Origin of the sequence: Microcoleus sp. S1D4 (assembly GCF_036700765.1) — a bacterium.
Classification (GTDB): domain Bacteria; phylum Cyanobacteriota; class Cyanobacteriia; order Cyanobacteriales; family Microcoleaceae; genus Microcoleus.
The window spans coordinates 81,116-103,288 of the sequence record NZ_JAUBPP010000024.1; the positions used below are offsets into that span (position 1 = coordinate 81,116).

A 22,173-nucleotide genomic window follows, 5' to 3' on the forward strand; every position below is an offset into this window, starting at 1 on the left:
TTATATACCTCCATGAGCCAAATCTTATTTCATCTTGCCTTCCCCGTAACGGATCTTGCCCAAACAAAAGCCTTCTACGTAGACGGGCTCGGCTGCACATTAGGTCGCGAATCCCCGAATTCTGCGATTATGGGTTTGTGCGGCCATCAAATTGTCGCCCACGTCAGCCGCGAACCCTTGACACCTCAGCGAGGCATCTATCCCCGGCATTTTGGGTTAATTTTCACTTCAGAAGCTGACTGGGAAGGATTGCTAGAAAAAGCACAGCAAAACAACTTAAATTTCTATCAAGAAGCCAGAAGGCGATTTGTCGGTTTGCCTACAGAGCACCGCACCTTCTTCTTAGAAGACCCTTTCCACAATATACTAGAGTTCAAGTATTACTGCGAAGCTGAAGCAATTTTTGGCCTCAGCGAATACGCTGAAGTCGGCGATGCTGTTTGATATCTAGTCCGGTAGCGATTTGCCGTGTTCGTGGGGGCGGGTTTACAAGATTGTTGGTTTTAGGCAATTATTGTAGGTGACACCCGCCCTACAAAATTTGACCTTATACAAGAATGAATCAAACGGTTAATCATGAACTTTCAATGGTTCTGAAAGTGCTTCAGCAACCGCTTTTAAACTGCGGTCATGTCTCACCATCATAGCATGGGCGAATACAGAAACTTTTACTTCTTTGGCTGCGGATATTTGGGAACTAGAAGCCGGGACGATGATAAAATCCCAATCTGTCCAAATCGAAGTAAAATTGAGCTTTGCCAACAATTCAGCATCTCGATTTAAATCTTCCAGAAAAGCACTGCCGGGACGCATTTGAACGCAGCCTTTTCCCCAGAGAGTGTAGGCCGTCCAAGTACCGTTGTGAGGGGAAGATATCGCAATAAAGCGCTGGACTCGGTTAATTCCGCCTAACCTTTGCAAGTAATAGCGAGTTACTAAGCCGCCCATGCTCAATCCTACTATATCTAAAGGCTGTTGTGGCTCGAAGTTTTTGTCTATATAATTTGCCATTTGTTGGGCTAATTCGTCGATGCTGGCGTTGCCCCAGTGGGGCGAAAGATCTAGGCTGTAGACTGACCAGCCTAAATCTCTGAGGTAGGCAGACATTTTGTGAAAGATTCCCGATTTTCTGAATATGCCATGAATTAGCAAGACTGGGTTGCGGCTGAAATTGCTATTCATTTTTAAGGGGAAATTTTATTTTTAATTGGTGCTTTTAGTTCTTCAATTAATGCGTTAATACTTTGGTCGTCTGTCACCATTTGGCGGTGCAGCATTACATTGAGTTTAACTTCTTTACCTACTGGCATTTTGGAGCTTTTCGACGGTACAATCATGATGTCAAACGGGGTCCAAATTGATGTAAAGTTTATTCGTCTGAGATCCATCACATCTTGATTTAAATCGCGCAGCAAGTCGCTATTGAGCCGCATATCCAGGTATCCTGGTAAAGATAGGCAATAGGCGGTGAGGGTGCCGCTGTGAGGGGCAGATATGGTGATGAAACGCTGTACTCGGTTAATTCCTCCGAGTCGCTGCACGTAGTAGCGGCTGATGATGCCTCCCATGCTGTAGCCTACTATGTCTAAAGTCTGTTGTGGCTCGAAGTTTTGAGAGATGTAGTCTGCTAGTTGTTTCGCTAGCGAGTCGAGGCTGAGGCTGCCGTCGTTGGGGGTGAGGTTGAGGCTGTGGACACACCATCCGAGTTCGGTGAGGCGGGCGGACATTTTGCTGAAAATAGCCTTTGTGTCCCAGATTCCGTGGATCAGGATGACAGGATTGCGATCGAGCGTACTGTTCATTTTACTAAAAAATTGCTTACAGATTAAAGCATAAATCGATCGCCTAGGTAATTTTACCCATATTGGGACAGCTAGCGAATCGGCTCGATGTATCCCAGGCTAGTAGGCAATATCTCATAAATTCTGAGATAATCGTAAACAAGTGCAAAGTAAAATTGGGATTCTTGAGTAAAAATTACTAGAATGTCCCTGTTTTTAATCAAAATATTGTTAATTTTGATTAAGAAATATAGACAAAAGTTGCCCAACCTCGTAGGCTAACCTTGTTGACAAGCTTGTACAAATTTCTCTAAAAGAACAAAAGGAGTAAGTCTAATGTTTGGTTTTATCAAAAATTTCTTCGGCGGTATTTTCGGCTTTTTCGGCAGACTGTTGGGCTTGAAAAAGTCTGAATATTTCATGGATTTAGGCGAATCTTCCGCGAAGGAACCCGCTAAGGTTGCACCGGCGAAGGTAGAGGCTGCTGTTGCGAAGAAGGTAGAGGCTGCACCTGCGAAGGTAGGTGATGCTGTTGCGAAGGTAGAGGATGCTGTTGCGGCTGTACCTGCAAAAGTTGAGGCTGTTATGTCAGACAAGTCTGAACCGGCGAAGAAGGCTAAGGTAGAGAAAAAGTCTAAGAAGAAAGAAAAGGAAGCAGTCGCTAGTCTTCCTGCTAAGACTTCGGAACCGGCGAAGGTTCCTGCTGCTGTAACTAACGGGAAAGTGTCGAGTCAAGCTGAATCCGATCGCACTTTTGCTCCTAATAATTTAATGCCGATACCAACTACCACTCGTCGCAGCCCTGGCCCTAGCATGAACAATTTCCGGGAAATGGCTCGTCAGGTGAAAATGAAGTAGAAGTTAGGGATTTGGTAATAGGGAATTTGGCATTTGACAATTGCAAATGCTGGGGTTAAAAATTTAAAAATGAGCAATGGCATTTTTAATTTTTAACTCTTTTTTTGGTTCTATTCCCTATTTCCTTGGTTTCTGAGAAAGGCTAGGGTGCTGTATAGCTGGAAAGCGGGATCCCAAGGAGTTTCGGATTTGCGATCGACCTCTACGTGAGATTTAATTTTGCTCAACATATGCGTGTAATCGAGGACTGTCTCAGCAAAGGGCGTAAATTCTGACCACACTGTAACGTCAAGCTGGCGATCGAATATTTCCAGTAAGCGATTCCAGTTAATTCGGGTGGTACTTTGAGGAATTTGTGGGGATTTTTCGACTCTGGAAGTTGGGTTTTTCAGGTTCGGTGAAGCTGGGATAGCTGCTGAAATTTGGGTGAAGTCAACACCTACTTTAAATTCGTAACTTTGGTCGCAAATTCGCAGGATGCAGTTGCGGCTGGGAATGTGCAAGTCGCAGATTTGAGCGTAATCTTGGGTAATTTCTTTGTGGCGAAATTGATCGGTTCTGCGGTTGGGTGAGTAGTCCATGATTTCCATGAACATCGGTAACAAACCTTCTACTCTTTGGCTGACTTCTGACCAATTGAATTCTATAGAACCGAGTCGATTTAGATGATCTTTGCAAACAACGGCTGGGGAAGAGAGAGACTGGAAGTGTTGAACGCGGAAAATTTGGATTTTTTGAATGTCGGCTAGGGTTGTCCAAAATACGGGAATCCCGGCGCTGAGAAGTTCTTGACCGTAAATTCGGAGTTCGGCGATGGGGCCGGTTTTGTAGAGTCTCCAGCCACGGCTTTGGATTTGCATCCGGGTGGTGTAGGCATCGATTTTGAAGATTCTGCTGATATTTTGTACGGCGGCGGGCTTGTCTTCGGGACTCACGGGTTCGAGGATCAGGAGTCCGGGTTCGAGGCTGCTGGGGTCGTTTTTGGCGGTTTCGATGGCTTGTTGGCGGAGGTTTTGTTGTGCGGTTTCAATGCGTTGAATGCCTTGGCGGGCTTGGGTGACGATTTTGGGGTTGGTGATGTCGCGGAGTATTTGTTTGTAGGTTGTTTGGGCTTTGTCGGGGTTGTTGGTGAGTTCGTAGTAGCGGCCGATGTAGTATTGCACCCAGGGGTTTTCGGGGGATTTTTTTTGCAGTTGTTTGATGAGTTGGGCGGCTTGTTTGTAGTTTTGGCTTTCTAGGGAGGCGACTATTTCCTGGATGTCTGTCATGGCGGTTGCGGGAATGGGGTTGTTTCTATCTTGGCTGATGTTTTGTTGCTTTGGCTAGTGGTTAATAGGTTTGGCTTTTATATTAGGATATAAAACTTAATAACTTAAGCATCTTTTGCAGTCTTCTCTCCTGTAAGTTGTGAGTTCAAAGAAGGCATAGCCTGCGGATCTGCATTACCAGGCAAAGCCTGGTAACGAGCAAATATGTAATACCATGCGAGCAAAATAAGTGCTACATAGAACGCCCCAACCGCCCCCTTATTAAGGGGCTAGAACTTCATATATTAGGAAGTATTTATTAAATTGGTCTAATATTTGGGCGGTTTTTTGTGAAAGTTGATTGGATTTCTTGCCTTCATTGGCTTTCAATTCCTGAAATTATCTGCTATGGGGTGTGTTTATCTGCCTTATATCTGCGGTTGAAGGATGGATAGAAGATTTGGGGATAGAGTCGTCCGCTATTTTGGGACGGACAGAGGGGTGAGTTTTGGTCGATCGACATTGCTCAAATCTAAGCGATAATTTGTTGTTGTTGCACCAGGCCCGTTGCCTCCTCGGACTGTGATAATAAAGCCAGTTGGGTTTTTGGGGTCTCGGACTACTTTGTCAATAAATTGTCTTTGTATTTTTTCGACATTTAAAACTTGAGGCCTGATGAAAATTCTTTCGGAAATACAGAAAAGTGAGGCTCCGTCTTGATAGCGGGCTGCGTAGAACCAATATTTTTTACGGTTAGTTGTAAATTCCTCTCTGCTAAATATAGTGTATCTTTCAAGTGGGGCTAATTGTTGGTTGAGGTTGCAATTTTTATCGATGTAGGTTGCGTTGGCTGGTAGTTGCAATTGTTGGGCGAAAACTCCTGGTGCAATCGCGGTAACAATTGCTGAGATGAGGCTGAGGGTGAGGGTGAAGGACGATCGGCTATTCATAAATACTTGCCTCTATTTATTTGTATCAAGTGTTGTACAGTGTACTTGGTATTTTATCTTTCTTTTAAATACTGTTCTAATTCCGCTGTGCGGGCTTTTGTCATCCGATCCAAACATTCATTGAGAAAACCTCCATAACCAGTACCGCCGCGATTTTTATAAACTTCAAATTCGCAGGTTTTATCTCTTAACTGAATCCACCCTAATTGTGCTTCTGCAAGGATCGATCGCTCTTCGGGACTCAATTTAGCAACCAGTTGCTTGTAAACCTCATTCAGCCGTTTGTCTGAGGCTTCATACCTAAACCTAATACAAGTTCTGGCTTCCACATCTCCCTGCGGCCGATCGCAATTAATCTGTTGAGCAATGACAGATTGCCCCGATCGTGCGAAAATTGATGCTGTAGCTAAGATTGTCACAAGTGCGATCGACCACAAGGGCGATCGGTTTTTCGGTAAATTTATTTTCATTACCATAAAACCCACGTATTTTACGATTTTTTATAACACAAGACAGATTTTATTCAATAAATTTAAAGATTATTTTTAGATTGGGCGAGGGTTGGCTCTGTCGGTCGAATTCCCAAAGTATGCTTGATAGCTGCATCTACTGCGGCCATATTTGACCAAATACCAATTTTGCGATCGATTTCAACTTCTAGAAGTGTCACCAGATTGTCTGTCATGATTACCGAGTCAGCCAACAATCGTGTTTGCTGGCCCTCCCTTGTGGCGAGGGAAACAAAAACCCGGCTTGGGTGTCCAACACGAGCTAAATTGCTAGTAATCATTGCTGTAATGGTTTGTCCTAAACCAGTCCCCAAATTATTAGCTTGAACTATCAAAACTGGGCGGCGCTTCGCAGTACGCAAATCAGCATTGGGAAACAGAACCAGCGCTACATCACCGCGTTTATAAATCATCGTAAGCATCCATTTCCGGTTGTTCCCAATCCTCGGCAAATCTGCTCAACCTGATGCGTAAATCTCCTGCTTGTTCGCGATCTATACCGCGAGATTGTAGTTCGACTAATCCTGATTCGGCGAGAAAAGTAACAATAACTTTCCCTTCTGTTAAGTCGCCAGGAGTTTCTAATAACACAACTTTGCCGTCTCGATATATACCCTTTACTGATTTTAACATTTTACTTTTATGCCCAACGACTTATTGACATTTTAGCTTTGTTTAGGATATCTAGCAGCTCAGGGAAATATTTTTGGGGATTGACACTTTTCAAAAGCGGCTCCCACCAAAGATAAAGCCACCATCGGCGCTGTTACCGCCCTCAAAATTCTACTACCCAAAGAGACAGGCTCAAAACCAAATTCGATCGCCCTTTCCACTTCACCATCAGTCCACCCACCCTCCGGGCCAACCGCAATCGCGATCGATAATTCCTCCGTTTCTTGCTCCCCCCTTAGCAAGCGGGGCTGGGGGGATTCCTCCGGTTCTTGCTCCCCCCTTAACAAGGGGGGCTGGGGGGGTTCTAAACCGCTCACGCAGTCCCACAAATGGCGATTTCCCCCGCGAGCCACACAAATAAATCGATGTTTTTGACCGCAATTTTTCACAGCCAAATCAAAGGAAACAGGCTCTAAAATTTCTGGGACAATTTGACGTTCCGACTGTTCTGCGGCCTCTGCAGCAATCCTTCTCCAACGATCGACCTTTTGAGAACTAGGTTTGAGCAAAGTGCGATCGCTCGTCACCGGCACAATACTAGCCACACCCAACTCCGTCGCCTGCCTGACAACCTCATCAAAGCCGTTTCCCTTGGGCAATGCCGCCATCAAAGTTACTGTCACCGGAAGCTCCCCGTTCGCGGCAATCTCCTCTGTTATCGAGGCAAATAACCCGGTTTCCGTGGCGGCTAGAATTGCTAACCACCAATGTCCGCGGCCGTCCATCGCAATAAATCGATCGCCCGCTTGCAACCGCAACACCCGATTTAAATAATGCTGTTGTTCCTTAGTTAAATCGATTTGGTTAGCACAAATTTGGGCTGCGGTAACTGCTAATCTTTGTAATTGAGCCATTGAATTTTAGATTGCTCGTTTTCTATTAGATTTTTTTATTTAACCGCAGAGAGCGCAGAGAACGCAGAGGAAGAGAGGAGATGGATTGTTTACCTGATGTATTTCTTAGTCCGCGCAGGCGGACATCGTTTGTCTAGAAGTGATTTCAATCGCCGTTTTTATCTAAAAACCAAGCACCTCATAAATATTAAAGGCAAAGCATTTACAACCGGAATTATTTGACAAATTCAAGTTTTTTTTCTGCAAATGCTCTGCCCTTATGTTACTTTTGCCTAAACTCTATTTGATGCGATGGAAAATTGACAATCGTAAATCGGCTTATCCTTCCTCCTTAATCTTCTTCAGATAAGTGGAAATCGCTTCTGTCGCTAGCTGTGTAATCGGCTTGCTCTGACGGGCGGCTTCTTCCTTGAGTTCGTTGTAGATTTCATCGCGGACGCTAATTCGACGACGGACTTTGCCGCCAGCAGTAGCAGTCTCATTCTCTTCGCCGTTACTAGACGTAACATCTAAATCATTTATCTCAGTTGTCATCGAGTCAGCAGATTGGTGATTGGTTACAAATTGACGGATAGATTCTAACCCAACACGATCGCAAAAATTGCCAAAACTCTCGCTCAAGTGCCGTTTTTGCTTAAAATAAACAAAAATTGGCTCCAGAAAAGCTTCAAAATCATTTACGTGCAGCTTTTGCTCAATTGGTTGTGCCAGCCGCGTTTGGTCTGGGGAACCTCCCAGCCAAATCTGGTAGGATTCCGGCGCACTCCCGACAAACGCCAATTCTGCTAAATAAGGGCGGGCGCATCCGTTGGGGCAACCGGTCATCCGCACCACAAAATGCTCGTCTTCTAAACCAACTTTGGTCAAAAGTGCCCGAATTCGCTCTAAAAAGCTCGGCATCACGCGCTCGGACTCGGTAATCGCCAGCCCGCAAGTCGGGAATGCCGGACAGGCCATCGCATAGCGTACTATGGGGTCGATCGCTGTTTCCCGCTGAATGCCGCAGCGATCGAGTATTCCCTGAATTTCCTGTTTGAAATCCGGCGAAATATCGTAAATCAAAACGTTTTGGTGGGGCGTTACCAGCATCGGCACATTGTACTTCTGCACGATTTCCCGCAAAGCCGTTTTTAACTGAAACGAACCTTCGTCCTTAATTCGGCCATTGTCTATGGAAATGCCGACAAACAGCTTGCCGTCGCCTTGTTCCTGCCAGCCCAAGAAATCCAAATACTTCCAATCAGGCAGGGGTTTAAATGCTTCTAGCGGCTTGCCAAAATATTCGGCTACTTTTGCCCGGAACCACTGCAAGCCTTTGTCGTTAATCAGATATTTCAGTCGCGCGTGTCGTCTGTCTGTGCGATCGCCAAAATCTCTTTGCGTTGCTACAATTGCCTTGACCAAATCGTAAACATCATCCTTGGCAACATAGCAAATCTCATCCGCAAGCCGCGCAAAAGTTTCTTCTTTATTGTGAGTACGTCCCAAACCGCCGCCGGCATACACATCAAAACCTTGCAACTCGCCAGCTTCATTGGTAATTACCACCAAGCTCAAATCTTGAGAGTACAAATCAACCGAATTGTCTCCCGGTACAGTAACAGAACACTTGAACTTGCGCGGCATATAATGGGTGCCGTAAATCGGTTCTTCCTTGTCGTGAAAGATTGTGCCGTTACCGTTTCGCTGTCTGGCGGCCTTGACTGCTGGGTCTTCCTCGCCTGAAACAGCCTTTTCGCCATCCAGCCAAATTTCGTAATAAGCACCGGTTTGCGGTGCCAGCAAATCGGCTACATTGTTGGCGTATTGCAGCGCATACTCGTATTCTGGGCGATTTTTGTACGGTGCTGGCGGTGCCATGACGTTGCGGTTCAAGTCGCCGCAAGCTCCCAAGGTTGACCCCATATTTTTTATAATTGAGGAAAACACTGCTTTAAGATTTTTCTTCAACACGCCGTGCACTTGGAAACCTTGGCGCGTTGTGACGCGGAGCGTGTGGTTGCCGTATTCTTCGGATAGCTTGTCTAGGGTAAGATATAGTTCTGGGGGTACGAAACCGCCGGGATTGCGGGTGCGGAGCATGAACTGATAGTCTTTTTCTTGTCCTTTAACTCGATTGTCGCGGTTGTCTTGCTGGTACGAACCGTGAAATTTTAGAATCTGAAGCCCTTCTTCGGTGAAGTGGGTTGTCTCTTCTAACAGTTCACTCGCAACGGGTTCTCGCAAATAGTTGCTGCGTTCTTTGAGACCTTCTGATTTTGAGGGCTTGCGCGCCACGGGGGTTGAAGTGGAAGATGTGATCATGGGAATGTATAGTGCCAGTTATAATTAGATACAGCCGATCGAATATTTCTTGACAATTTGACACTTGACAAGTTTTTACTTGACAAATCTCCTCAGAAATGCTGTGTCGGATCTGTTGATAACTCGGTTAATAACTAAGTTAACAACGGTAATCCGGTAGGAATTCTGATGTTGTTCAATTGTAACACGATCGAACCGGGGCTGAAAAATGGTAATTCAGAGTGTATACTTTCGATCGCTTAACTTGACGAAACTTTAGAAATAATTAACCTGAACCTTTGAAATTATGTCACTGTATGACGAAGACACTTTTGTGGTGTTAGAAACAAACCAGCCGGAGCAGTTTTTGACGGCGGCGGAATTATTAGAAAAGCTGAAAGAGGTTTTAGCCGGGGAACACGAAGATTTGCCACAGGATTTGCTCAAATTATCTTCTGTGGAAGAACAAGCTAAGTATTTAATTGATACTTATTGTGAATTAGATGTCGGTCCCGGAAAATTTTTGCAGTGGTATGCAGTGCGTTTAGAAAAATAATTTTTGTTATTGGTTAGTTGTTAGTTGTTAGTTGTTATTTGTTGCTTGTTATTTGTTAGTTATAATAACCAATCACCAATAACACTAATCACCAATAACCAATAAGAACTAACTATTCTTCCAACTGTTGTACTGATGATACTTCCACGGCGGTAACATCGATCGTACCGGGCGGCGTCAAACGGCTAAAATGACCTTCCTCTATTTTCAGAGGTTCGCCACAATTAGCACACTGAAACTGAGTTTGATTTAAAGCTGTAAATTCGTATTGACAAACTGGACAATTGTCTTCAATTAAATTGCGTTTCAGCCACCACTGAAGTGCGAAAAATGCGACTACAGGTGTCAGCAGCAACAAACCTACTACAATCAATACTGATTTAACTATCCAACCCAAACCAATTGATCCCAACACGCAGGCGATGCCCAGCAGTATCAGCCAATTGCTAATACGGGGTAGATTTAAAGATATTTTGGGGGTGCCTTGGTTCACGGTGGTCTCCTTTGGTGTCTTTGCGGGTAGGCATAACTCTATCCTACTGAGAAATTCACGCGGTCGATCGAGTTAATTTGGCTATTGTACAGGCCAAAACCGCTCTCTACAGCATAAGTCGATCGGAGTCAGAGGGTTAAAAAATCCCTTGTAAAGATTGACAAAGCGATTGAAAACTAAATTTTGCCAGGGTTTGTTCCCTCAACCAAGGGCGATCGCACCTTTGATCCTCTCCTCGCAAAATTTCTACACAAGCAACCGCTACTGCTGCCGAATCTCGGTGAGGAACTCGCCATCCCAGTTTACCATCTTGCAGCGGATCTGCCGAACCGTCCGCGTCCCCCGCCAGCACCGGTACTCCGCAAGCTAAAGCTTCTAAATAAGCTATACCGAAGCCTTCCTGGGAGGGCATTACATAAGCATCCGCCAACTGGTAATGTTCTGCTAAATTTTGTGTCGGTACAAAACCCGCAAATATTACTCTTTCGGTAACTCCCAAATCGGCGGCGAGTTTAGCTAATCTCGGGCGATCGTCCCCGCGTCCAATAACTAAGTATTTCACATTGGGAAAACTTTTGGCAATTTCCGGCAAAGCTTGAATTGTGACATCGACTCCTTTGTAACTATCGTGCGATCGCAATCTAGCTACAGTTATTAATATTTTAGCACCAACCAGATCGTATTTTTCTAATAAATGCAAAGGTTTGGGCCCAGTCGTAAATATATTTTCATCTACAGTACAAGGCACTATTTGGAATTTGTCAGGATTTAAATTGTTAAGTTCGCAAGTGTGATCGCGCGTGTACCTGCTAATCGTCCAAATGCTGTCAGCGTCTCTCATTGCTATTTGATATTTTGGTGGCAGCAGTTCCCAAACTTCCTTGCCGTAAGTTAAAATTGTGTAGGGAATTCCCAGCGGCTGGCATAAGGTTTTAATTAGCGGTGCGAGTTTGATGTGACCGCAAAAAACCCGTTCCGGTCGTTTTTGCAGCAAACAAGTTAGCAATTTTGCGGCAAACTTAAGACGACCAAGCCAAACGAGATGAGTTTTTAGGTAAGAGAATTTGAGATTTTTTGACTCGAAGGGATTTTGGCAATCAGGAGAATCTCGCAATAGCAAAACTTCTGCTTGTGGCGGAAAGTTGTTGGCTGCGGTTAGTGACAGGTAAGCTTTCAGGATGTCTCGGGCGTAGGATTGAATGCCGCCTTCGCTGGAAAATATTTCTAGGAAACAGAATAGGTGATTTGTCGATCGCATTTTTCTCCCGATAAGAAGACTGGGCGGTTTCAACCGCCGTCTTATCTTAACTTTCCTGCGATCCCCAAAACAAAAATCCCCTCACCATCGCTGGTTAGGGGAGAAAATTATCAGGGTGCATCTACTAATGTGCTTACTATAGCATCATTTTGTGGGGTGTCACCCATCATGGGTGACACCAAGCAAATTTTTCAATGAGAATAAGTTATCGTTGAGGTGCTAAATGATTGCCAAAGCTTGTATGTCTGAGGATATAGTCCCTGTTAACCTAAGATAAGACAGACGCAAGAATCCTCAGAAACCCTGTGAATTCGTAGATTTATGCTTGCCAAAGCCAATATTTTCCACGAAATCGGGTTTCCGATCGCAAATCCTTATAAAATTGAAAATTTAGAAAAAATCTGTGCTAGACCTCAAATTAATCCGAGAAAACCCGCAAGCCGTGCAAGAAAGCCTCAACACTAGAGGAGGCAACTATGAAATCGAGCCGATTTTGCAGTTAGACAAACAGCAGCGGGAGTTGGAAGGCAAGCGATCGCAACTGCAAGCCCGCAGCAACGAAATAGCCAAACTCATCGGCCAAAAAAGAAAATCGGGTTTACCCCTCGAATCCCCCGAAATTCAGACTTTGCAAGCAGAAGGCAACGAAGTCGGCGCGCAGTCGAACGAATTGCAAGCACAGGAAAAAGACCTCAAAGCTCAAATAGAAGTTCTATTGCTGCCCTTGCCCAACTTGCCGGGTAAATCAACCCCCTTGGGCAAAAACGAAGAAGAAAACATCGAAATTCGGCGCTGGGGAGACGAATACATTCCCCAAAATCCCGATATTTTGCCGCACTGGGAAATTGGCGAAAAACTAGGAATCATTAACTTTGAACGGGCAGTAAAAATCGCAGCGCCTCGATTTATTACCTTAATTGGAGCTGGTGCAGCCCTGGAAAGAGCGATTATTCAATTCATGCTCGACCGCCACACTAAAGCTGGTTATATAGAAGTAATTCCCCCATTTTTAGTCAACTCAGAATCTCTGACTGCTACGGGTCAATTGCCAAAATTTGCCGAAGAAAGTTTCAAGTGCGATAGAGACGATTTGTGGTTAATTCCTACTTCCGAAGTTCCGGTGGTGAATTTGTACAGAGGTGAAATATTAACAGCGGAACAGTTGCCAATTTATCACTGTTCTTTCACTCCTTGCTTTCGCCGAGAAGCTGGCAGTTACGGCAAAGATACGCGGGGATTAATTCGGTTGCACCAATTTAATAAGGTAGAATTGGTGAAACTGGTGCATCCGAGTACCTCCGAGGCAGAACACGAAAAGCTCGTGCAGGATGCTGAGGGAGTTTTGCAGGCGCTAAAATTGCCTTATCGGACGATCGAGCTTTGTACCGGCGACTTGGGTTTCGCAGCAGCAAAAACCTACGATTTAGAGGTGTGGCTGCCGAATGCCGGCAAATACCGCGAGATTTCCAGTTGTTCCAACGTCGCAGATTTTCAGGCGCGGCGGGCTAATATTCGCTTTAAAGAAGCGGGGAAAAAAGGCACTCAATTCGTGCACGCCCTCAACGGTTCCGGTTTAGCTGTGGGCCGGACAATGGCGGCAATTTTGGAGAATTACCAGCAGCCGGACGGGACGGTAAAAGTGCCGGAAGTGCTGCAACCTTATCTCAATCGCGAGGTTTTGTAAACTACGAAGACGGGGCGGTTAAAACCGCCGACTTACAAATTTTTTAGCGCTTCCTTAATATCCAGCGCTAAAAATCTATCCAACGCTAAATACATCCAATAAAGAGATAGTTGAGCATCACTATTAGTCTTTTGAAACCCCAAAGCAAAACTCATTTTTTCGTACATCGGGTGAATGATTAGCGTGTGCAAATCGCAAAGATTGGGAAAATCTTGTTTCATTTCTACTAAAACTTTCTGGATGTGTTCGAGAAAAATAACGCGGTATTCTTCTAAATATTGCGGATCTATCATCCAACTGCGAACAAATACTGACTGGCAATTTTCATCTCCCGGAAGTGCCATGATAAAAGGATCGATCTCAGCAGCAACCGAACTTAAATGCAGGCTTTTACTGGGTGCGTTAAAAAAATTAACTTCCGATTCGGCTGCGGTGGGATACAATAAGTAAAAACCTACAGGATTCAGATTGTCGCAGCGGCGCAAAACTCGCATTCCTTTTGAATATTTGCCTGCCAAAAGTCGGAGAATTTTAGCGATTTGGTAGGGAACTGCGTTAGTGCTGCGATTCATCCAGTTGTAATTGGTTGCTAGTAAATTTGCAACGGGAATTGCATCGCACCGAGGATTAAAATTATCTAATTTGAGTTTGACTGAATTTTCCGGCGGCGCGGGATCTAAAATGTCGGAAACTGGTTGAATTTGAATTGCTGTAGCGTTACCGTCAAAGTGTTTTGCGATCAATCCTAGTGCTGCTAATTTGTCTAACATCATGCCGGCGGCGCGATCGCTCCCGCGATCGGAATCAGAGTAAAATAGTTCTGCTGCTTCCCGATGAGTGCACTGCACTTCTGTTGCTAGCAATTCCAGTTTAGCCAGCGGCGGTTTGAGGCTGGGCTGGCTTTCCTGAAGCTGTTTGACTGATAGGTAAATCCAAAGCCGTATAAAACATTCAGCCCTAGTGCGAGTTACGCCTACTCGTTTCATCAACAGCGAAACAGCCGCGCGGCGCTGTGATTGAGAATACCAAGCATCTAGTGAAGCAATATCCATTTGAGTCGGGAAGCAGCGAAGGAACTTTAGTTACATATTGGCTCAATTTTACAAAAAACTTCACCCCGCTTCACATTACTTCTTGCTATTGTTGGTCAACTTGTCTGATTTCGCCCAACTCTACAATATAACTGGTTGCTCATTGCAAGTTCGCTGCTTCCCAAAGCACAATTAATTTTAGATATTTTCGGGCTTGATTTAACAAAGTAAATTAGCAATTTTAGAGGTTGACGCGATGTACAGTGCTTATATCAATCGGATTGGAAAATTTTTGCCGGGAAAACCAATTAATAATGATGAGATGGAGGAGTATTTGGGCAAAATTGCCTCGCGCCCTTCGCGAGTCAGACAGCGCATTCTCAACAGCAACGGGATTAAACAGCGCTATTACGCGATCGACAAACAGCAGCAAACACTGTATTCTAACAGCCAAATGGCAGCTTTTGCCGTCCGTGACGCGATCGCCCAAGCTAATTTGGAACCAAGGGCGATCGACTTGCTAGCCTGCGCCACCACTTTACCAGACTTATTAGTACCGGGATTTGCCAGCACAGTACACGGCGAACTTTCCGAATTATCTCCCCTAGAAATAGTTTCCACTCAAGGAGTTTGCTGTGCCGGAATTACCGCCTTAAACTACGCCGCATCTCAACTCGAACTCGGCAAAAAACAAACAGCAATCGCCGTCGCCTCCGAATTTCCCTCGCGCCTGTTCAAAAACACCAAATTTGAAGCAGAAACATCAGTCCAAGCCGGAAAACCCCTGCCTTTCGATACAGAATTTCTGCGCTGGATGCTATCAGACGGTGCCGGAGCATTTTTGCTGCAAAACCATCCCAACAACACAGGAATTAGCTTAAAAATAGAATGGATTGAATTAATTTCCCACGCCAACGCCTATCCAGTTTGTATGTATTCAGGATTAGCCAGCCCCACAGCAACCAAAAGCTGGTTAGATTATTCTTCCTACCTCGATGCAGCCGCAGCAGGAGCTTTTGACTTGCGGCAAAATATTCGCTTGCTCGACAATGTAATGCAATTAGGCGTTGAAGGTTGGCTGAGATTGATTAAAGCAGGAAAAGTTTTTCCGCAGGAAATCGACTGGCTGTTGTGCCACTATTCCTCTCACTTTTTTCGGGAACAAATTGTGGAACTTCTGGAACAAGCAGGCTGCATGATTCCTGAAGAAAAATGGTTTACCAACTTGTACACCAGAGGAAATACAGGCTGCGCCTCGATTTATTTAATGTTAGAAGAATTGTTCAATTCTGGCAAATTGCAGCCGGGACAAAAAATCTTTTGTTTTGTCCCGGAAAGCGGCCGCTTTACAACAGCTTACATGATGTTAACTGTTGTGGAAAATGCCAAGAAATCTATGATTTCTCAAATCTCTAAATCCGTTGATGTTCCCGAAGCTTCGCCTCTCGAAAGTGTTAAACCGCAACAGCCCAACTCTCCGCAAGCTTATTTGTTGCGGGAGTTAGCCTGGATTTGGCTGAAGTTCGATCGCGAAATTCGTTCTGTTCCCATTGTCCGCAAATTGTACCGGGGAGAGTTTACAATAGAAGACTATCAAGCATTGCTGTGCAATCTCCGCCCGCAAGTTGTCGAGGGTGCTCGCTGGATTGCGCGTGCTGCTTCTAACATGACTGACTTTCGCCTGCGATCGACTTTTATCGGCCACGCCCAAGACGAACACCGCGACTATCAAATGCTAGAAAAAAATTATGTTTCTGTCGGCGGCGAGTTGTCAAAAATTGTCGAATATGATAAGAATATTGGCAGCGAAGCTCTATCAGCTTTTATCTTCCACCAAGCATCGCGGGAAAATCCGGTCGATTTAATTGGTAGTATGTTTATAATCGAAGGATTGGGAAATCGGTTGGCTCTCAAGTGGGCAAAAGAAATTAAGGAAACTCTCGGTTTGCAAGACGAACAAGTATCGTTTTTAGCTTATCACGGAGTTAATGACGAGTCGCATTTAGCTAAACTAGAAAATTTAATTAATGCCGAATGGATGACGGATGATATCGCCCACCGCATTGTCAAAACTGCCCGCGTTACTGCTCGTTTATATTTGCTGCAATTGGAGGAAATCCGCTAATGCAAAAGCTGCAAAAACAAGATACGGAAAATCTCCAGGATGAGCGAAAAATCCCTTATGTTACGAAACCCTACAACCGCCGCGATCCGAATGTTTGGGATGTCCTGTTTTGCGATCGGTCAATTCCCGTCGATTTAGTTGCAAAAGCATACATGATCCGGGATTTACAAAACTGGACTCGCAGTTATTTGCTCATCCCGATCAAAGTAATTGCTAACTTGTTGCTGGCGGTAATTATGACAACAAAGCGCCTGTTGCCCTTTCAATTTCGCGCTTACACTTTAATGCACAAATCGGCCGCATTTTTCCTAAATAACTTTGTCTCGCCAGAAGCTTGTTATTTAATTGTGCGGCATATAAACGCGGGTTCAAACATTATCAACTTCTTGATTGATAACGGCCCGGACACCCAGATTGAAAAATCAAAACTTTATCCGCGCACAGTTAGCGATTTAGCTGATAATGCCTTTCTCGAACACGACTTAATTCTGTATAACTTTGTCTGGGATTACAACCAGGCAATGCTGACAAATCCCAATTGGTTGCAGGTTGTCAAAAAACGGGGAATAAATTATGATAGCATTCAACCTGTGGAAGTTGCAATTGATTTTGAAAGACTGAGGTGGCTGAGGATTCTGGATTTAGAATCGGCGATCGAATTGTTTAAAGTATTTTATTCTCTGTGTTTGACTAGCGACGAATTTGCGCGAGCAGTGATGTCGCTTCAGTTAGATGAAAACTTCGGAGTGTACGTCAGCGAAATTACGGAAAATTGCGATTGGAATCATGTCATTGTGAACCGCCATCCGCTAGCGCCAAACAGTCCGTTTAATGCAGCGCGCGACTTGTTTTTGCATGGGATAATTTCGGAATATCTCTATCGGTACTTGGAACTGCGAAAAGATATGAGCAATGCTGAAAATTAGAATTCATTAGCTCTGGCATAAAAACAATTATAGCCTTTATCAGAAAGATGAGGTACTATGCGGCATAGGGCATACATCACTTTTTTGATAACCGCTATAAATAGGTTCGTAGTGAGGACTTTAATCCGCATAAAACCCAAAATAATAAAGGAGAGCATCTCAGTTTTGTAAAAATGAAATGCTCCCAATTTTACTCGGAACAATTGCTCGATATGATAGGATTTGCTTAATCATCGAAAACCTCTAAGCTTATGTACCCAAGGAGTTGCCAAACATTGTTGATTTTTAGCTCGAATCACAAAGAAATATCAAGCTGCTGCTAGCTGTGAATTTTCCGCTACTTTCGACAATTCCTGAACCACAATCCACTTACCTGTAATCGGATCGCGGTAAGTAATAAACGGATTAGATTTTAAAGGTTCACTGCAAGATTTAATTGCCATTTTTCCACACTCCTTAGAAATTGTTTTCCATAACTTCTACTACAACCCCATAATTTAATAATCGGCTATTTTGCCTAAAATCTGCGTGATTTATTTCTCAAGAATAAGTGATATTTTAGGTTATTTTGGGTGATACATAACACGGCTTAATGTGATTGCAAGCTGCATTGGATGTGAGCAGTATCACCAACACTCGGAAAAACAACTCAGCCTTATGCTCCTTAGCCTTTACCTTCAAAAGTGCCACTATTTTCAGTGAATATCTGATATTATTAAGTAAGGTAAAGACGTTTATCAGAGATCGCCCTCACAAATTTATGGTGCTATTTGGATTTGGCAAAAAGTCGAGCCTGCCCTCTCCCCAAGAGGCCTTACCGGGACGGGCAGAGTCGATGTCGGTACCGGCAACTCATTTTGTTAACGGCAATCCGCTCAAACCTCCCTTTCCAAACGGCATGGAGATTGCCCTGTTTGGTTTGGGCTGTTTTTGGGGCGCGGAACGGAAATTTTGGCAGCAAAATGGAGTTTTTTCGACTGCTGCGGGTTACGCGGCGGGGATTACTCCGAATCCTACTTATAACGAAGTTTGCAGCGGGATGACGGGACACAATGAAGTTGTTTTGGTTGTGTTCGATCCGAAAGTAGTTAGTTACGAAACGCTGCTTAAAGTTTTTTGGGAAAGTCACAATCCGACTCAAGGAATGAAGCAGGGTAATGATTCGGGTACTCAATATCGATCGGGCATTTACACCTATTCAGCCAACCAAAAACAGCTAGCTGAAGCTTCGCGCGATGCTTACCAGCAAGCTCTGACGGCGGAAGGTTACGGCAAGATTACCACGGAAATTCTGGAGGCTCCTGAGTTTTATTACGCAGAAAGCTATCACCAGCAATATCTTGCTAAAAACCCGAACGGTTATTGCGGTTTGGGCGGTACTAAGGTTTGTTTGCCTGCTATGTCTCAGGCTTAAAATTTTACGCGCCTGATGGATAGGGACAAATAGATTGGGACACCACAATGTTGCGTCTCTACAACATATTTTATGACACAACATTGTGGTATGTCTAAAAAATATTTGGCGGGCTGTTGCTGCTAGCCCGCCACAAATATCCGGGTAGATTAGTAGTTGAAAATAGGTGAGAAATGCTGACGGGTGTTGTAATTATCAATCTACTAATATCTCTGGTGTGTTTTTATATAGCTGCGAGAGTGTGGAAAATTAGGCGGACGATCGCACTTTTGGAGTTTCGGATTGCAGCAATCGATCGCTGCAGCAGCAATGTCCTCGGTAAATCACCGAATTTTTTTGCTAAAAGGCAACAAGGTGCTCATCAACTGCGACGGAATTATCAACAACTGGAATTGCAACTGCAACAGGTTCGGCAACTTTTGGGATTGGTGGGTTTGGGGCGAATGCTCTGGTCCAGGCGCGATCGAGCTTTGAGGTAAGCTATCCTAAAACGTATGGAGAGAGAGTAGTTATAAAAATGTCATCTAAACGTTCGGGATTATTTATTGGCGGTCTGTTGGTGGGTTCTGCGATCGGGGCCGTGACTGGGTTGCTGATGGCGCCGCGACCGGGCAAGGAGACGCGGCAGATATTGAAAAAATCGGCCGATGCTTTGCCGGAGTTGGCGGAGGATTTATCGAGTAGCGTGCAGTTGCAGGCCGATCGACTTTCGGAAACTGCACTGCGTAATTGGGACGAAACTTTGGTTAGACTCAAAGAGGCGATCGCGGCCGGTTTGGAAGCAACTCAGCGGGAACGCCAAACACTGTCGGAAACTGAAGTCGAAGTAAGTCCTCCGTTGCGCCCTCCTGTCCGCTAAATTACATGAAATCCCAAACCCCAAATCCGAGATTCAAGTGAGTGATCCCATATTCTGGCTAGGACTTTCAATTTTGCTAGTGGCGGTTAGCCTAACTGCTGTTTTAGTGACTTTAATACCTGCGGTGCAAGCGCTAGCAAGGGCAGCCCGCAGCGTCGAAAAGCTCGCTGACACGCTTGCGCGCGAGTTTCCGCCTACTTTGGAGGCGATTCGGTTGACGGGGCTGGAAATTAGCGAGTTGACGGATGATGTTAGCGATGGGGTGCAAAGTGCGGGGGAGGTTGTCAAACAGGTCGATCGCAGTATTGGTAGCGCCAAGAAGCAGGCGCACAACGTGCAGGTGACAACTCGCAGCGTGGTGACTGGGGTGATGGCAGCTTGGAAAAGTTTAACTCGGAAGCCGCCGATTTCTGGGACAAATCGCCGATCAGATAGATTGTCGGCGAGTCAAAGAAGTGCGATTTCGCTGAGGGATTCGGGTTTGGATGACAGGTATTCTGGGAGTTACGCTGCGAGTGCGGGTAATGGGGAATCGCCACGGTTGAGGAATGGCGAGGGTTCTGGTTTAGCGGGGGATTCGGAAGATTTTGAGCAAGTGTCGAAGGATTCTTGATAGTCGATCGCTTTTTACCTTGATTGTTTCAACTTTTGAATTTCCTCAATACTCAATCCGGTTGTTTGGGCGATCGTTGCTTCATCTAACACATCCAGAAGTCCTTTGGCAATTTCAAGCGCTTTTTCCTTCATTGCCTGTGAAACAGCCTGTGAAACAGCCTGCTTAACAGCTTTAGTAATAGCATTCCGCTGGTCTTGTATGTAAATTTCCTGATGTTCTAAATCTTCCAACTCTTCGCGGGTTAAAGCGGCGCGATTTGCAACTTCAAAAGCTTTCTGAATTGCTGGCACTTCTCCCATTTGTTCCGGTACGAGTTCTAAACTTTTGGCATTTCTCAGGAAATATATCCACTTATCGGTTAGCGTTTCTAATTCCTCTAGTTTTTTGCCGAATTTAGGTAATTCGACAAATACTAACTCAATATCATAAATTAGATAGTCAACCAGATAATCTCTTTCTTTTAGGACAAAGCGGGAAATTACTTTGTCGAGAGTGGGGAACATTTCAAAGTCAGTAATAGTTAAGGCAATTACCGGATTTAGTAGCGTGTAATCTGCTCCCGTATCGAGTTGAATCGAATAAGCTTTAGCAGCATTGTACAAAATCCGCTTTTCAAAGCCTTCTACATTCAATACCTGCATTTCGATAATAACTGTTTGCTCATTATTCAGCTTGGCTCGGATATCTAAGTAAGTATCTTTAACTCCTCTAATTTTGGGTGGTTGATAGGGATTGAGGATTTCTAAAGATTCGATCGCAGAATTGCCTTGATAGAGGATGGCGTTGAGAAAACTGATGAGGATGTCTTTGTTTTGTTCGTCGCCGAAGATTTTTTTAAAGGCAAAATCTGTTTTGGGATTGATAAATCTCATTTTTCAAACCTCCACCGTGAAGGAATTGCTCTCGATTGTAATTATACCATTTATACTGTTTTATATGTTATTCTCAGACCTTCAAGCTTTTCTGTAAGATTGCTGGTTGAGGGGGAATCGCCCATCTAACCGTCTTGATTCAAGTCTTCGGTTTTTGGGGTTTCTGAAGTTGAGGGGAATTCTAGTCGAATGTTAATATCAATTGATACTGTACTTTCTTTAAAACCTATATTAACTATTTTTACTAATGCTTCTGTAGGTATAGAATTATTTATTTTAAATTCTGGAGAAGAGAGTATTTTATATCCGGCTTCCTGTAGCCGATCGCAAATATTGCGCCAATTTCCTACAGGTTCGTTAGGTACATCGGCGAGTTTTTTCACATATTGGTATAAAGTTTTACATAAATAAACCTCTGCACTTTTGGAAGTCTGAAACAGTTGGCGGGCGATTTCGGCGGGGCTGCAACCGGAAAGCAAGCCTCGGAGGTAGAGTTTTTCGGTTTCTGTGAGTCCTCGGCGCGATCGGGGTGAGATTTGCCGTTTAGCTTCTGCGAAAGCTTGGTATAGCCTTTCTAAGTCCCAGTGTTTGCCGGCTTCGGCAAATAAGTCTTCTTTTGATGCCATTGTCGGGTGTGTTGAGATGTGGCTAACGATAGCATAACCGAAATTGCTAGCGTTTGTTAGTTGCTGGCTAACAATAGGTAGTCTAGTATTAAATTACCGACTCATTGTCTAAGTGCAAATACTTAGATAAGCGGGAAAGTGCGATCTCAATATTTCAAATTTTGCCTGTTTAGTTAACTTTCGTTAGTCAGACAGTTAGTTTTTGTTCCTTACACTGAGGTATTTCAATGGCTAAAGGTGATGAAATAGCGAAAGCAGCAGGTTCCGCTGCTGCGGGTGCTGCTGTGGTAGCTGCTTCTGGTTTTACGGCAATTGGTGCTATTGGTGGAGGTGCTGGTATGGGTGCTGCTGCTGGCCCCGTTGGTGTAGCCGTAGGTGCGTTGGCTGGTTTGGCATTTTATGGGATTAGCAAGGCTCTTTCTGACTAAACATTGACTCGCGCCAGAGACTTAAGTTTCTGGCTAATAACTAAAGTCTGTTGTTGATAAGCTGCTACGCAGCTAAACCGGATAAAATAGCATTGCCTTTATTTTTGATTTTTCGATCCCATTTAATAACC

General features: G+C 44.5%; 26 protein-coding genes. 11 read left to right on the forward strand and 15 right to left on the reverse strand.

Annotation, left to right across the window (positions count from 1 at the left end):
* Positions 1 to 12 precede the first annotated feature (12 nt).
* Entirely contained in the window at positions 13 to 444 is a 432-nt protein-coding gene (locus QT998_RS21985) for a VOC family protein (protein WP_333089555.1), read from the forward strand.
* A 126-nt stretch (positions 445 to 570) separates the two neighbouring features.
* On the opposite strand, the gene QT998_RS21990 is transcribed toward QT998_RS21985, so the two are convergent.
* Together QT998_RS21990 and QT998_RS21995 are read right to left on the reverse strand one after the other, a co-directional pair.
* A complete protein-coding gene (locus tag QT998_RS21990) occupies positions 571 to 1,182 on the reverse strand; it encodes an esterase/lipase family protein (RefSeq protein WP_333089556.1) in 612 nt (203 codons plus the stop codon).
* Between the two features lie 2 nt (positions 1,183 to 1,184).
* The gene (locus QT998_RS21995) at positions 1,185 to 1,802 is read right to left on the reverse strand and encodes an esterase/lipase family protein (protein WP_333089557.1); all 618 of its coding nucleotides are present in this window, start codon (positions 1,800 to 1,802) and stop codon (positions 1,185 to 1,187) included.
* Between the two features lie 315 nt (positions 1,803 to 2,117).
* Between QT998_RS21995 and QT998_RS22000 the strand changes: the two genes are divergently transcribed.
* Positions 2,118 to 2,639, forward strand: a complete 522-nt coding sequence (locus QT998_RS22000; RefSeq protein WP_333089560.1) for a hypothetical protein — start codon at positions 2,118 to 2,120, stop codon at positions 2,637 to 2,639.
* Between the two features lie 110 nt (positions 2,640 to 2,749).
* Here the strand turns inward: QT998_RS22000 and QT998_RS22005 are convergent, their stop codons facing one another.
* The 7 genes from QT998_RS22005 to sir form a co-directional block, all read right to left on the reverse strand.
* Complete coding sequence (locus tag QT998_RS22005; RefSeq protein WP_333117731.1) at positions 2,750 to 3,907, reverse strand: tetratricopeptide repeat protein; 1,158 nt, start codon at positions 3,905 to 3,907, stop codon at positions 2,750 to 2,752.
* Between the two features lie 458 nt (positions 3,908 to 4,365).
* Positions 4,366 to 4,836: a hypothetical protein gene (locus QT998_RS22010; RefSeq protein ID WP_333089564.1), complete on the reverse strand. Its 471-nt coding sequence runs from the start codon at positions 4,834 to 4,836 to the stop codon at positions 4,366 to 4,368.
* A gap of 53 nt (positions 4,837 to 4,889) precedes the next feature.
* Entirely contained in the window at positions 4,890 to 5,306 is a 417-nt protein-coding gene (locus tag QT998_RS22015; RefSeq protein WP_333117730.1) for a lysozyme inhibitor LprI family protein, read from the reverse strand.
* 62 nt (positions 5,307 to 5,368) lie between these two features.
* On the reverse strand, positions 5,369 to 5,758 hold the full coding sequence (locus QT998_RS22020; protein WP_333089567.1) for a type II toxin-antitoxin system PemK/MazF family toxin: 390 nt from the start codon (positions 5,756 to 5,758) through the stop codon (positions 5,369 to 5,371).
* Positions 5,748 to 5,978 carry a hypothetical protein gene (locus tag QT998_RS22025; protein WP_333089568.1) on the reverse strand — a complete coding sequence of 77 codons (231 nt, stop codon included), beginning with the start codon at positions 5,976 to 5,978 and terminating at the stop codon, positions 5,748 to 5,750. Before QT998_RS22025 ends, QT998_RS22020 begins: the two co-directional genes overlap by 11 nt.
* A 59-nt stretch (positions 5,979 to 6,037) precedes the next feature.
* Positions 6,038 to 6,871 (reverse strand): RsmE family RNA methyltransferase, encoded by an 834-nt coding sequence (locus QT998_RS22030; RefSeq protein WP_333089569.1) that lies wholly within the window; start codon positions 6,869 to 6,871, stop codon positions 6,038 to 6,040.
* A gap of 318 nt (positions 6,872 to 7,189) precedes the next feature.
* On the reverse strand, positions 7,190 to 9,175 hold the full coding sequence (gene sir, locus QT998_RS22035) for a sulfite reductase, ferredoxin dependent (protein WP_333089570.1): 1,986 nt from the start codon (positions 9,173 to 9,175) through the stop codon (positions 7,190 to 7,192).
* 286 nt (positions 9,176 to 9,461) lie between these two features.
* Here sir and QT998_RS22040 point away from each other — a divergent pair, with 286 nt between their 5' ends.
* On the forward strand, positions 9,462 to 9,710 hold the full coding sequence (locus QT998_RS22040) for a chlororespiratory reduction protein 7 (RefSeq protein WP_333089572.1): 249 nt from the start codon (positions 9,462 to 9,464) through the stop codon (positions 9,708 to 9,710).
* 112 nt (positions 9,711 to 9,822) lie between these two features.
* Here QT998_RS22040 and QT998_RS22045 read toward each other — a convergent pair whose 3' ends face one another.
* Positions 9,823 to 10,203 (reverse strand): hypothetical protein, encoded by a 381-nt coding sequence (locus QT998_RS22045; protein ID WP_194009028.1) that lies wholly within the window; start codon positions 10,201 to 10,203, stop codon positions 9,823 to 9,825.
* Positions 10,204 to 10,339: 136 nt separating this feature from the next.
* A complete protein-coding gene (locus QT998_RS22050; protein WP_333117727.1) occupies positions 10,340 to 11,461 on the reverse strand; it encodes a glycosyltransferase family 4 protein in 1,122 nt (373 codons plus the stop codon).
* Between the two features lie 403 nt (positions 11,462 to 11,864).
* On the opposite strand from QT998_RS22050, the gene serS reads away from it, so the two are divergent.
* Positions 11,865 to 13,145 (forward strand): serine--tRNA ligase, encoded by a 1,281-nt coding sequence (serS, locus tag QT998_RS22055; RefSeq protein WP_333089575.1) that lies wholly within the window; start codon positions 11,865 to 11,867, stop codon positions 13,143 to 13,145.
* 32 nt (positions 13,146 to 13,177) lie between these two features.
* On the opposite strand, the gene QT998_RS22060 is transcribed toward serS, so the two are convergent.
* The gene (locus QT998_RS22060; RefSeq protein WP_333117725.1) at positions 13,178 to 14,197 is read right to left on the reverse strand and encodes a hypothetical protein; all 1,020 of its coding nucleotides are present in this window, start codon (positions 14,195 to 14,197) and stop codon (positions 13,178 to 13,180) included.
* A 235-nt stretch (positions 14,198 to 14,432) separates the two neighbouring features.
* On the opposite strand from QT998_RS22060, the gene QT998_RS22065 reads away from it, so the two are divergent.
* Together QT998_RS22065 and QT998_RS22070 are read left to right on the forward strand one after the other, a co-directional pair.
* Positions 14,433 to 16,301: a 3-oxoacyl-[acyl-carrier-protein] synthase III C-terminal domain-containing protein gene (locus QT998_RS22065; protein ID WP_333089578.1), complete on the forward strand. Its 1,869-nt coding sequence runs from the start codon at positions 14,433 to 14,435 to the stop codon at positions 16,299 to 16,301.
* Positions 16,301 to 17,227: a DUF6999 family protein gene (locus tag QT998_RS22070; RefSeq protein ID WP_333117723.1), complete on the forward strand. Its 927-nt coding sequence runs from the start codon at positions 16,301 to 16,303 to the stop codon at positions 17,225 to 17,227. Before QT998_RS22065 ends, QT998_RS22070 begins: the two co-directional genes overlap by 1 nt.
* A gap of 308 nt (positions 17,228 to 17,535) precedes the next feature.
* On the opposite strand, the gene QT998_RS22075 is transcribed toward QT998_RS22070, so the two are convergent.
* Positions 17,536 to 17,670 (reverse strand): hypothetical protein, encoded by a 135-nt coding sequence (locus QT998_RS22075; RefSeq protein WP_255515882.1) that lies wholly within the window; start codon positions 17,668 to 17,670, stop codon positions 17,536 to 17,538.
* A 317-nt stretch (positions 17,671 to 17,987) separates the two neighbouring features.
* Here QT998_RS22075 and msrA point away from each other — a divergent pair, with 317 nt between their 5' ends.
* From msrA to QT998_RS22095, 4 genes are all read left to right on the forward strand, one after another.
* On the forward strand, positions 17,988 to 18,641 hold the full coding sequence (msrA, locus tag QT998_RS22080; protein ID WP_333117722.1) for a peptide-methionine (S)-S-oxide reductase MsrA: 654 nt from the start codon (positions 17,988 to 17,990) through the stop codon (positions 18,639 to 18,641).
* A 173-nt stretch (positions 18,642 to 18,814) separates the two neighbouring features.
* The gene (locus QT998_RS22085; protein ID WP_194067960.1) at positions 18,815 to 19,120 is read left to right on the forward strand and encodes a hypothetical protein; all 306 of its coding nucleotides are present in this window, start codon (positions 18,815 to 18,817) and stop codon (positions 19,118 to 19,120) included.
* A 38-nt stretch (positions 19,121 to 19,158) separates the two neighbouring features.
* A complete protein-coding gene (locus QT998_RS22090; protein ID WP_265236682.1) occupies positions 19,159 to 19,500 on the forward strand; it encodes a YtxH domain-containing protein in 342 nt (113 codons plus the stop codon).
* A 37-nt stretch (positions 19,501 to 19,537) separates the two neighbouring features.
* The gene (locus tag QT998_RS22095; protein ID WP_333089588.1) at positions 19,538 to 20,113 is read left to right on the forward strand and encodes a DUF948 domain-containing protein; all 576 of its coding nucleotides are present in this window, start codon (positions 19,538 to 19,540) and stop codon (positions 20,111 to 20,113) included.
* Positions 20,114 to 20,127: 14 nt separating this feature from the next.
* Here the strand turns inward: QT998_RS22095 and QT998_RS22100 are convergent, their stop codons facing one another.
* Positions 20,128 to 20,988, reverse strand: a complete 861-nt coding sequence (locus QT998_RS22100) for an Rpn family recombination-promoting nuclease/putative transposase (protein WP_333089590.1) — start codon at positions 20,986 to 20,988, stop codon at positions 20,128 to 20,130.
* 125 nt (positions 20,989 to 21,113) lie between these two features.
* The gene (locus tag QT998_RS22105; protein WP_333089592.1) at positions 21,114 to 21,614 is read right to left on the reverse strand and encodes a helix-turn-helix transcriptional regulator; all 501 of its coding nucleotides are present in this window, start codon (positions 21,612 to 21,614) and stop codon (positions 21,114 to 21,116) included.
* Positions 21,615 to 21,841: 227 nt separating this feature from the next.
* On the opposite strand from QT998_RS22105, the gene QT998_RS22110 reads away from it, so the two are divergent.
* Positions 21,842 to 22,042, forward strand: coding sequence for a hypothetical protein (locus QT998_RS22110; RefSeq protein ID WP_333117721.1), 201 nt, complete (start codon positions 21,842 to 21,844; stop codon positions 22,040 to 22,042).
* The last annotated feature ends 131 nt before the right edge of the window (positions 22,043 to 22,173 follow it).